Below are 10,954 nucleotides of genomic sequence, written 5' to 3' on the forward strand. Positions count from 1 at the left end.
AAATTGAAGCTCAGGTAACCGGTGACATCCGGTCACCTGGGATGGACTGTAGGATAAGACTGTATGCATGTACAGCACTTTTCTAAAAAATGTGAGCCTGGAATTCAGGCTCAAGAAGCGAGAGCACCTCTAAAGCCAGGTGCACCAATAGCCCCAACTGATCGCCCACATTATCGCGAGCCGATAGGGCCATACAGCCCAACGCTTGAGCGCTGGCGGAATGACGGCTAGCTCTGCCTCGGTCATGTAACCTTCTTTCACGGAGCGTTCTGGCGCGCGGAGGATATCAATCATGAGACACATGCGATGAAACCTGACGAGTCGCTGGTTTCGTCCCCAGCGTTGCTGATATTTACGCACCTGCACGTTTTCAATGAAGTAACCTTCCAACGCCTCGAGTTTTGTTCGTTCGACAAAGAGCATTAATCCCAAAATGACGAACGCTCCAACCACCATCACCAGGGTGTAAGCGAGAAAAAACGACATTGTCATGCCCCAGGTGGGAAAATCGAATCACTCTTGATCTATAACGCCCCGTAATGACCGCCTGCAGGTTCGCGCACGTCTACCAATTGCCAACTCATGAGGTGTTTTCGCGAGTGAGGCCTAGTTCTATGGAATTGGGATATCGCACCATCTGCGCCATACTTCCCACACAATCATTTCGATGATACAAACATCCGCGAGGCGATACGGCCACAAGGCCCAGCGCTTAAGCGTCAAGGGGACAGACGCCAGCTCGGCTTCGGTCACAAGGCCTGCCTTCAGAAAAGCTTTCGGCCCTGACAGGATGTCGATCATCAGGCTCATTCGATGATATCTATCGATCGGATCATATCCTTCCCTGAAACGCTTATGTCTAAGAACCTTCTCGTTCTCACTGAAGTAACTTTCCAGTTCATCCAACTTTGCGTATTCAGCAAACACTATCAGTACGAAGACGACAAACACCCAAGCGAACATCACAATGCTATACACAAGAAAAAGGGACATCGTTATGTGCCCTCGGGTTGGAATATCAGATCGCCGTCGACTGCCAATATTCTTCCCCCCAAAAACCCACCAAACTCACCAAAAAAAGCGCCTCCCGCCGCCCCACCCACAGCCCCTCCGATAATTCCACAAGCCAGTTCACCGTTGCCTTTCAGTGAAACACCCAATGCAATCCGGCATGCACTGCGAGCAATAGTTGCTCCACGCTTGCCCAAAACAGCAGCCCCAAATACTCCACCCAGCAACCTCCCCGTCTCCACATACTTCGCCCGCCGACACTGCGCCTCCCTTCCCACCACACACGCCTCCTTGATTTCCAAACCCGCCACGCCTACATCCAACGCCAACCCCAGATATGTTCCTTGCTTTAACCATCTCGACATCTGCGTAATCGTCTGAACCCGTTGCGCATACCCCACAATTTCGCCTTGATGCAGATAGCTTTTGGTCGAGATCCCAAGCGCCTCCTTAAGCGGTTGATTGCCACGCAATCCAGAACCAAATCGCGCAGCCCCTTGCAGTTGCATATCCAAAACGCCAAACATCCTTTGACGCTGTCGTATAAACAACTCTTTGTCCAAACCACCGTCCTTCAATTGCCGATGCAACTGCTCGATTTCCTCCAAAGTCTGTGCAACCGCCTGCAGGTGCCGGCTCCAAGCCGACGTTGCGCTGCCGATGCCTATCGACCCATACCCCAGAATGCTCTGCGCCAAGTCGTAATTTGTGTTTCTTGCTCTATCGAGCGGCACATTCTGGTCCAGTTGGCGACTAATCTCTTCAGCATGGCGCATCAACCAGGCTTCTTCGATTGAGCAATGGGCACTGGACGTTTCTGGAACAATCACCAACTCACCCGGCCTCACCATTCCTTGGCGCAGGTGTTTATTCAGCACATCAAAATGATCTGGGCCCTGCAACAACCCTGCGTGCCATAGCTGTGATTTCAAAAATGAGTAGGATGTAGCCTGTTGATTGATGTAGCCGTACGCCATGTCCTGGATTCCGATACCGAGAAAGATGGCATCGAAATATAAGTAAGCACCCACAGCCCGGACACAAGCAGGCGGGGGTCAAAAATTACGTTTGGGAAGTTGCCTACACAGCAAAAGATGAACGCCTACAGAAAGCGCCCCTAATACCCCGTCATCTCCAAATAACCCACCCCACCCTCAAACCGCACCGGCCCTTCCCAGTACGGAATACCCAAGTCCATCCACGCCTTCGGGTTGACGGCCTCGGTGGTGATGTCCAGCTGTTTGCCGGGAATTTTCAGCGACCAGCGTGTGGGAATACTGCGCCCGTCGATGGCCGTGGTAGTCAGCGGTGTGAGCTGGATGTCGCGGTTGTGCAAGGTCTCGGTGTGGCCCTGGGCGTCGATCCAGGTGCCGGTGAGGTAACCGGCGCCGTCTTTCTGCCGCACGCGAAACAGCATCAGTTGCGCGCCGCGGTCCAGGTGCAAGGAGAACCAGTCCCAGCCGGTCTGGCTGGCGGCAAGGGGTTGGCTGCTCCATTCGCGGTCGAGCCACGCTGGGCCGCTGACCTGGTAGGTGTGGCCGTCGAGGCTGACGCTGCCGCTGGCGGTGAAAAACGGCTGGCTGTAGTAGTACGACGCCTGGCCCTGGTCGGATTTGCGGCTGTAGCCATGGTCGCCTTGCAGCACCAGCGGGCGGCTGGAGGTCAGGTGCAGGTCGTAGGCAAATTGCGCGCCACTGGCCTTGAGTTGCATGTCGGCCAGGGGGCTGGCGGCGCCGGGGCGGCTGGCGAAGTTCCAGTCGTCGATCCAGGCGTTGAACGGCTCTGCCTGGGCCCCGGCTTGCCCCACGCCACCCCGGGCCAGGCGTTCGGCGGCGTAGTGGCGGGTGGCGGAGGTGACGGCGGCGTGGCCGAGCCACACGGTTGAATCGCGCCAGCCCGGTTGGACGGGGCCGGCCTTCAATGCGTTGCGAAACAGCGTCCATTGCACGCCGAAGACATTGCCCTGGGCATCCTTGAGGTTGGCCGTGACGTACCACCATTCGATACGAAAGCCGTCGTGGGGCCCGTGGTCCTCGGGAAAACTGAAGACTTTGCCGGGCACTACCTGGGCAAAGTCCGCCGCATCGCTGCCCAGCCCGGCGAAACTGTCCTCGGGTGCGGGCGCTTGGTCGCAGCCGCTCAGCAGTAACCAGGCAATGCACGCCAATGCCTTAATCTTCATGGGCGAACGTCCTCAACAAATCCGCCGGACGGCTGCGGTACAACTGCCATAAGGGCCAGGCCGACGCGAGCAAGGTGGCAAGCATCGCCAGCCCCAGCAATTGCGCAAGCTGCCCGGGGAATACCTGCAGCGGCAGGCGCCAGCCGAAGGCCTGCACGTTGATCACCGCATCCAGGCACCACGCCAGCAACAGCCCCAGCGGCAACGCCAGGATCAACGTGAGTACCGCCAGCAGCCAGGTCTGGCCGAGGTTGAGCAGCATCAATTGTCGGCGCGTCACGCCCAGCGCCCACAACGGCGCGAGTTGGCCGAGTCGGCTTTGGCTCTGGGTCAGCAGGCTGATGAACAACGCCACGCCCGCGACGCCAAGGGTCAGGCTGTTCAACGCGGCGGTGGCAGCGAAGGTGCGTTCGAAGACCTGGCTGGACCACCCCTTGAGTTGCTGTTGGTCGACGATGCGGCTGTCTTCCAGGGCGAACTCACGCTGCACTTCACGTATCAGCGACGGCACGTCGGCGGGCGCTACCCGCAGGTTGAAGCGTGCCGGTGAGAGCGTCGGCCAATGCGCCAACAGGTGCCGGGCATTGACCAGCAGATGGCCCTTGGGGTTGCCGTAGTCGGCATAAATGCCGACGATCTTCGGCGCCCAGGTGCCCTGCGGGGTGGGGATGGACACCGTATCGCCCAGTTGCACCTTCAGGCGTCGCGCCAGTTGTTCGCTGAGCATCAGGCTGTCGTCTTGCAGCAAACGGTCCCAGGGCGCGTCCACCGCCTCCAGCAGCGGCCAGTGTTGACGATAAGTGGGGTTGTCGACCACGCCGAACACCTCCGCGGGCCAGCCTTGCAGCTGCACCGCCACCTGCCAGGCGGGCAGTACGGCCTGCACCAGGGGCTGACGGGTCAACCACGTCTTCAGTTGCTCGGCCTGCTGCGGATTTTGCGGGTTGAGGTACAGCTCGGCGGTGAGGCGTTGCTCCAGCCAATGGGTGAAGGTCTGGCGAAAGCCCGAGGTCATGGAGCCGGCGCCGATATTCGCCGCCAGGGCCAACAGCAACGCCATCAGCGCCAGGCTCAAGGCCGGCAGTTGCTGGCGGCAATCGGCCAGGAACCACTGGCCCAGTACCGAGCGACTACGCCCCAGCACCGCTTTCAATAACCCGTTGAGCAGCACCGGTAATGCCAACGCCGCGCCCAACAGCAAGGCCGCCATCAGCACAAACCCGGCGGCCAGGCTATCGCCCAGCCACAGCGCCAACAGCGCGATCGCCAGGGCCGCGGACGCCACCCACCCCTGGCGCCGCAGCCAGCGCCCATGGGCTTGATGCCAGGCTTGGGCGTTGGCCAGCGCCAGTAACGGCAAACGCGCTGCGCGCCACAGGCTGCCGGCTCCGGCAAGCAACGCACCGAGCAGGCTCACGCCCAGGCCGGCCAGCCACCACCAGGGGCTCAAGTTCAATTGGCCGGCGACTTCGGCGCCGTACAGGCCGCGCAAACTGGCGGCGACATCCGGCAGCAACAGGCTGGCCAGCAGGTAGCCGCTGGCGATACCGAGCACACCGCTCAACACCGCCAAAGCGCCCAATTCGACGCCCAGGCTCAGGATCAACATGCGTGCGCTGACCCCACAGGCGCGCAAGGTTCGCAGCAGGCCGCGGCGCTGTTCCAGGGCCAGGCCGATGGCCGCATGCACGATAAACAGCCCCACCACAAAGGATAAAAAACCCACCGCATCCAGGTTCAGGTGAAAGCTTTCGGTGAGGCGTGACAGGTTGCTGTCCTCGCCCTGCTTGAGTTGCAGCGCGGCGGGTGGCGTGGGGTGGTGGGCGGCGAAGGTGTTGTCCAACAGTAGGCGCGACAGGCGCCCAGGCATGTTGAGCAGGGGTTGGGCAAAGCCGATATCGGTCAGCAGCAGGCCGGGCGCCATATCGGCCTGTACCTGCAACGGTGGCAGGCGTTGCCCGGTGGACGTCAGCGGCTGCTCGCCCGCCTGCAACCCCAGCGCCTCTAACGTTTGCGCAGCGACCCAGGTACGCCCCGGCGGCTCGAAAAACGCCAGCATCTGCGCCTGGCTCAAGCGTTGCCCCGCCACGCTGCCGCTGCCGGGCAACGACACCGGGTCGATGCCCATCAGTTGCAGACGCTGTTGGTCACGCCCCTGGAGCACCACTCGCCCCTGCACCACCGGGGATACCGGCCAGCCGGCGCGGCGCAGCTCGGCAAACAGTGCCTGGGGGAAACTGGCGGCGTCCGGCGCAACCAGGCTGGCTTGGGGTTCGCCCCCGATCAATTGGCTGGCACGTGCGTAGCTATCCCGCGCCTGGCTGTTGAGGGCCTGCACGCCAGTCAGTAGCGCGGTGGCCAGCCACAGGCCGGTGAGCACGCTGAAAAATTGCACCGGATGACGCCGCCAGTGGCTCAGCAACGCGCGCAGCGTCCAGTAAAACAGCGCCATCTCAGCGAGCGTCCATCGGCACGACACGCCCACGGTGCAGCACCACTTGCCGGTCAAGCCGTGCGGCCAGGCGCGGGCTGTGGGTGACCATCAGCAGGCTGGTGGGGCTGTCCCGCAGCAGGTCCAACAGCAGTTGCAGCACTTCATCGCTGGTGGCTTCGTCGAGGTTGCCGGTGGGTTCGTCGGCCAGCAACAAACCCGGTCGCGAGGCCAGCGCCCGCCCGACGGCAACCCGTTGCTGCTGGCCACCGGAGAGTTGCTCGGGGTAACGCCGGAGCAAGTCGCCCAGCCCCAGGCGCTCGACCAATTGCGCTTGCCAGTGCGGGTCGAAACGCCCCGCCAGCCGCGCCTGGAACGCCAGGTTGTCTTCCACGCGCAAGCTGCCGATCAGGTTGAACTGCTGGAAGACCAGGCCGATTTGCGTGCGGCGCCAATGGGCCAGTTGCCCTTCGTTGAGTTGGTCAAGGCGCTGCTCGCCGATGCGGATGCTGCCGGCGTCCACTCGGTCCAACCCGGCCACCAGGTGCAGCAAGGTGCTTTTGCCGCTGCCCGATTCGCCCATCAACGCCAGGCTGCTGCGCTCACCCAGGTGCAGGTCGACGCCGGCCAGGACGGTCAGCGGGCCTTGCGGGGTCGCGTAGTTTTTAACAACACCTTGCACCTGCAACATAAGAACGCTCATCTGAAGGACCAGCAATGAGAATAACGGCTGACGCTCGTGCCTACGCAAATTTTTCACATGGATTTCACCGTCTGCCCATCCGCCGAACTTTAAAGTGCCCGCCAACTCGTAGTGACTCACAACTTATTAGTTAATCCAAGTGACACTCCTGACATGCAAGTGTTCAGCAAAAAGACAGCGGAGTTGTGACAGTCTCCTGCCTCACCAAGGGCAACTGCCCAGTTGTGCCGCCTTTTTATAAACACCATTAACAGTGCCGAGGATGAACAGCGTGGCAGACATGATCCTGGCCAACCCCCAACCCAAAAGATCAAGGTTAAAACGCCTGAGAAAATACCGCCTGCACCTGCTTGGCATCAGCGTTACTGCCTTGTTGTTGGCGGGCTTTTTATTCTGGCCCAGCTCGCCGCCGGACCTGAGCGTGGGCAATCGCCTGGTCACCTCCGGGGTGCTCGCCAGTTGGCGCGAGGGTGAGCTGGTGATATTGGTGCGCCATGAAGAGCGCTGCGACCGCTCAGCCAACCCCTGCTTCGGGCCCGCCGATGGCCTGACAATCAACGGAACTCAACGCGCCACCGAACTGGGCAAAGCCTTTGATTCATTGGGCATGGCTCTGACCGACGTGCTCAGCAGCCCCACCACGCGAACCGCCCAGACGTCACTGTTCATGTTCGGCAAGACCGAGCTGTCCCCCGGCCCGCTGGCCATCTGCGGCGACGCCATGGGCGATGAAATCCTCGGCCACAAGCAGCCGGGACGCAACCTGATGCTGATCACCCACAGCGCCTGCATGAGCGATTTCCAGACCAGCCTGGGCTTCCCTCACGCAGTCGCTGCAGAGTACGGCAGCGCACTTTTCGTCAAGGTACTACCCAACGGCACCTTCAAGGCCATGGGCACCATGAACAGCGAAGAGTGGACCGCCGCACTTAAACAACTTTAATTACACTTGTTTACATATTAAGCCTTGAGACGTTCAGCAAAACGACAGCCCCACTCTGGCATGTTTAGCCGCGCCTGTTAGTTATGCTCTCCAACAACAACTTAGTGACCCTTACGATGCTTCGCCCTATTAAGTTAATACCGCCATTGCCCGTACTTGAACGTTATGGAGCGATGTGCGCATGCCCCGCATAAACCCTGTGTCCTGGCTATTGCTGGGCGTTGCCGTGTTCTTCCTGTTGCCCCTGGGCTTTCACGGTTTATGGACGCCGGACGAAACCCGCTACGCCCAGGTCAGCCAGGAAATGCTGATGAGCGGTAACTGGGTGGCGCCGCACTTCATGGGCGTGCGTTATTTCGAGAAGCCCGCCGCCGGCTATTGGCTCATCGCCCTCGGCCAGGCGGTGTTCGGTGAAAACCTGTTCGGCGTGCGCATCGCCTCAGTGCTGAGTACGGGCCTGAGTGTGGTGCTGGCCTACCTGCTCGCCCGTCGCGTGTGGAACGAGCCGCGCAAGAGCTTTGCCTGCGCCCTGCTCTACCTGAGTTTTGGCCTGGTGGCCGGGCAAGCCGGGTATGCCAACCTCGACCCGCAATTCACTCTGTGGGTGAACCTGAGCCTGGTGGCGTTGTGGTTTGCCCTGGACTGCCGCACGCCATGGGAACGCCTGGGTGCCTGGGCAATGTTGGGCGTGGCCTGCGCCATGGGGTTCATGACCAAGGGGTTCCTGGCCTGGCTGTTGCCGGTCTTGATCGCCGTGCCCTACCTGGTCTGGCAGCGTCGCGTCGGTGAGTTGATGCGCTACGGGCCGCTGGCGGTACTGGTTGCCGTGCTGGTATGCCTGCCATGGGCCCTGGCGATCCACCTGCGCGAACCAGATTACTGGCATTTCTTTTTTTGGCATGAGCACATCCGCCGCTTTGCCGCCGACAACGCACAGCATGCGCGGCCGATGTGGTTCTTCCTGCCAATCATGGTGGTGGCGTGCCTGCCGTGGGCCGCCTTGCTACCCGGCACCCTGCTAAAAACCTGGCAGGAAAAGCGCCAACCGGCGATTGCCTTTCTTGCCCTGTGGCTGTTGCTGCCCCTGGGCTTTTTCAGCCTGAGCAAAGGCAAATTGCCGACCTACATCATGCCGTGCCTGTTGCCCCTGGCCTTGTTGATGGGCCACGGTTTGATCGACCTGATCAAGCAAGGCAAGGCCCGCACCCTAGTCATCAACGGCGCGCTCAATTTCGTGCTTGGCATGACAGCCATGGTGGCGCTGATCTACCTGCAAATCACCCGCCCGCTGTACGGCAATAGCCATGCGGAGATGTTCAACCTGTCCCTGACGTTTATCGTGCTGCTGGGCTGGATCCTCGCCAACCTGCTGCAAGCGGTGCGCCCGCTGACGTTGTGGGCGATGCCCGCCCTGGGCATTGGTTTGCTGGTGGCACTGCTGCCGGCGGGCATGCCGGCCCTGATCGAAGATAACGAGATGCCCGACCAGTTCGTGCTGGAACATCTGGACGAACTGCAACCTACCCGTGCTTTGCTGAGCAATGACCTGGGCCTGGCATCGGCCTTGACCTGGCGCCTGCGCCGGCCCGATGTGGCGTTTTATAACACCCAGGGCGAGCTGCGCTATGGCTTGAACTACGAAGACGCGGCACAGCGCAAGGTCACGCCGGACAGTGTCCAGGCCTGGTTGGCCGAGGCCCGCCAACACGGGTCGGTCGGCGTGCTGATGCAGGTCAAGAGCACCAGCGAACACCGCGAAGAAGGGCAGTTGCCCCCCGGCGGCAAACGCTATCGCAAGGGCAACCTGGTACTGACGATTTACCCCCAACAACCTTGAATGCAGCGCCTGCCACGGGGAACATCCCATGAGTTTCTGGAAAACCGAACGCGGCGCCCTGGTGTTACTGCTGGGCACCTCGGCCTTGCTGCTCTTGCTGGGCCTAGGCAGCCGCGACCTGTGGGGGCCGGAAACGCGCTGGGCGAATATCGCCTTGCAGATGCTGCAAAGCGGTGACTATTTCGACCCATACCTCAAAGGCACGCCGTATTACGACAAACCCCTGCCCTCCTACTGGCTGATCACCGGGTTTGCCCATCTGCTCGGCGGCCTCGGCCCGTGGTCGCTGCGCCTGTCATCGGTGATTGCCGCGTGGTTGAGCATCTGGCTGGTGTACCTGATCGGTGAACGCCTGTTTCGCAAAGGCACCGGGCTGATCGCCGGGTGGATGCTTGCCACCACCTTTTACTTCCTGTTCTGGGCCCGCGTGGCCACCGCCGATGTCCTCACCGTGTGTGGCGTACTGGCAGCGGTGTGGTGGTATTGGCGTGGGCCGGACGACACGCGGCTGGGGCGCTACACGGTGTTTTTCCTGTTGCTGGCCGCCACCTCACTGTTCAAGGGTTTGATCGGTGTGGTGCTGCCGGGCCTGGTGCTGTTGCCACACTTGCTCAGCGAACACCGCTACAAACGCCACCTCAACCTGCGCCTGGTGCTGGCCCTGCTCATCGCAGGCATCGTGTACGCGATTCCCTTTGTACTGTCCCACCGCTACGGTGCCCCTACTTACGGCGAGAGCGGCCTGGAGCTGGTGTTCCGCGAAAACGTGGTGCGCTTCTTCAACCCCTTCGACCATATGGGGCCGATCTACACCTACCTGATCTACCTGCCGGTCTACACCCTACCCTGGGCACCCTGCTGGATACTTGGCCTGTGGCTGGCCGTGCGCAACTGGCGCAAGGCGCCGCCCAACGTACGCTGGCTGGTGTGGGGCCTGGGCCTGTTGTTTGTATTCTTCACCGCCAGCGGCAGCCGCCGCAGCTACTACGTGTTGCCGCTGGTGCCCTTCGCCCAACTGCTCGCCGCCTGGTGGCTGAGTGAACGCCTGCACAAAAAACCTTCGAGCTGGCCGCGCTGGCAAACAGGCTTTGGCCTCAGCGCAGGCCTGCTCTTGCTGGTGCTGGGCGTGATCTACCCCTGGACCAACGGCAACGGCGGCGTCACCCGCTTCGCCGCCGACCTGCAAGCCCAGGCAGAAAAAAGCGCACCCTGGAACCAATGGCAACTGGTGCTGGTAGAGGTCGACAACAAACTGCCCATGTACCTGCAAAACCACGGCAAACCTTTCTACTACGTCAGCGAAAGCCAGGACTTCCCGCGCCAGGGCGACAGCGCCGCGTTCATGGCCTGGCTGGAGAAAACCAGCGGCCAGGGGTTTGATCCGCAACGTACGATAATCGTCGCGCAGTATTCCAAGGACGAGCCCGCGCCGTTGGCGTTCCTGGGGGTGGATCATCAAGTGGTGACGACGCAACCGGATAATGGGGAGCGGTTGTTCAAGGCGCGGGAGGGAGGGAGTGTGGCGTTTGTTCCGGGGATACGCTGAGATACTGTTGCTTGCTGGCCTTTTTTCATGGCGAAGATTCTGGCGGTGTGGCATTTGTTGGCGATTGCCAAGACGACGGTGGATCGCTCCTACCTTGGTATTGATGCAAATACCTTGGTAGTTCAGGCGAACCGGGTCGATGCCATCGCAGCATAGATATCTACACAACTTTAATGCGACGCCGGACCTGTGGCGAGAGAGCTTGCTCCCGCGACGGCCTGACAGCCGACGCTGATATAACTGATGCCCCGCGATCCAATGTGGGAGCTGGCTTGCCTGCGAAGGCGGCCTTAAATCCGAC

Annotated in this window: 10 protein-coding genes; 4 read left to right on the forward strand and 6 right to left on the reverse strand. The window is 60.9% G+C overall.

Annotated elements, in window-relative coordinates:
- Window positions 1-129: 129 nt before the first annotated feature.
- The 6 genes from CLM72_RS17365 to CLM72_RS17390 form a co-directional block, all read right to left on the reverse strand.
- Complete coding sequence (locus CLM72_RS17365; RefSeq protein ID WP_105229158.1) at window positions 130-486, reverse strand: hypothetical protein; 357 nt, start codon at window positions 484-486, stop codon at window positions 130-132.
- A gap of 126 nt (window positions 487-612) precedes the next feature.
- Entirely contained in the window at window positions 613-993 is a 381-nt protein-coding gene (locus tag CLM72_RS17370) for a hypothetical protein (RefSeq protein WP_034128173.1), read from the reverse strand.
- Window positions 994-995: 2 nt separating this feature from the next.
- Entirely contained in the window at window positions 996-1,988 is a 993-nt protein-coding gene (locus CLM72_RS17375; RefSeq protein ID WP_105229159.1) for a hypothetical protein, read from the reverse strand.
- Window positions 1,989-2,128: 140 nt separating this feature from the next.
- Window positions 2,129-3,193, reverse strand: coding sequence for a lipocalin-like domain-containing protein (locus CLM72_RS17380; protein WP_105227260.1), 1,065 nt, complete (start codon window positions 3,191-3,193; stop codon window positions 2,129-2,131).
- Window positions 3,183-5,645: an FtsX-like permease family protein gene (locus CLM72_RS17385; protein ID WP_105227261.1), complete on the reverse strand. Its 2,463-nt coding sequence runs from the start codon at window positions 5,643-5,645 to the stop codon at window positions 3,183-3,185. The genes CLM72_RS17380 and CLM72_RS17385 overlap by 11 nt, the downstream gene beginning before the upstream one ends.
- A gap of 1 nt (window position 5,646) precedes the next feature.
- Entirely contained in the window at window positions 5,647-6,315 is a 669-nt protein-coding gene (locus CLM72_RS17390) for an ABC transporter ATP-binding protein (RefSeq protein ID WP_020301318.1), read from the reverse strand.
- Window positions 6,316-6,589: 274 nt separating this feature from the next.
- On the opposite strand from CLM72_RS17390, the gene CLM72_RS17395 reads away from it, so the two are divergent.
- The 4 genes from CLM72_RS17395 to CLM72_RS29320 all read left to right on the forward strand — a co-directional run bounded on the left by CLM72_RS17395 (window position 6,590) and on the right by CLM72_RS29320 (window position 10,809).
- The gene (locus CLM72_RS17395; protein WP_105227262.1) at window positions 6,590-7,270 is read left to right on the forward strand and encodes a histidine phosphatase family protein; all 681 of its coding nucleotides are present in this window, start codon (window positions 6,590-6,592) and stop codon (window positions 7,268-7,270) included.
- 181 nt (window positions 7,271-7,451) lie between these two features.
- Window positions 7,452-9,107, forward strand: coding sequence for a lipid IV(A) 4-amino-4-deoxy-L-arabinosyltransferase (gene arnT / locus CLM72_RS17400; RefSeq protein WP_105227263.1), 1,656 nt, complete (start codon window positions 7,452-7,454; stop codon window positions 9,105-9,107).
- A 28-nt stretch (window positions 9,108-9,135) separates the two neighbouring features.
- A complete protein-coding gene (locus CLM72_RS17405; protein WP_105227264.1) occupies window positions 9,136-10,653 on the forward strand; it encodes a glycosyltransferase family 39 protein in 1,518 nt (505 codons plus the stop codon).
- A gap of 27 nt (window positions 10,654-10,680) precedes the next feature.
- On the forward strand, window positions 10,681-10,809 hold the full coding sequence (locus tag CLM72_RS29320) for a hypothetical protein (protein ID WP_254989796.1): 129 nt from the start codon (window positions 10,681-10,683) through the stop codon (window positions 10,807-10,809).
- Window positions 10,810-10,954: the final 145 nt, after the last annotated feature.

This window comes from Pseudomonas sp. MYb193, from assembly GCF_002966775.1.
Taxonomy (GTDB): Bacteria; Pseudomonadota; Gammaproteobacteria; order Pseudomonadales; family Pseudomonadaceae; genus Aquipseudomonas; species Aquipseudomonas paracarnis.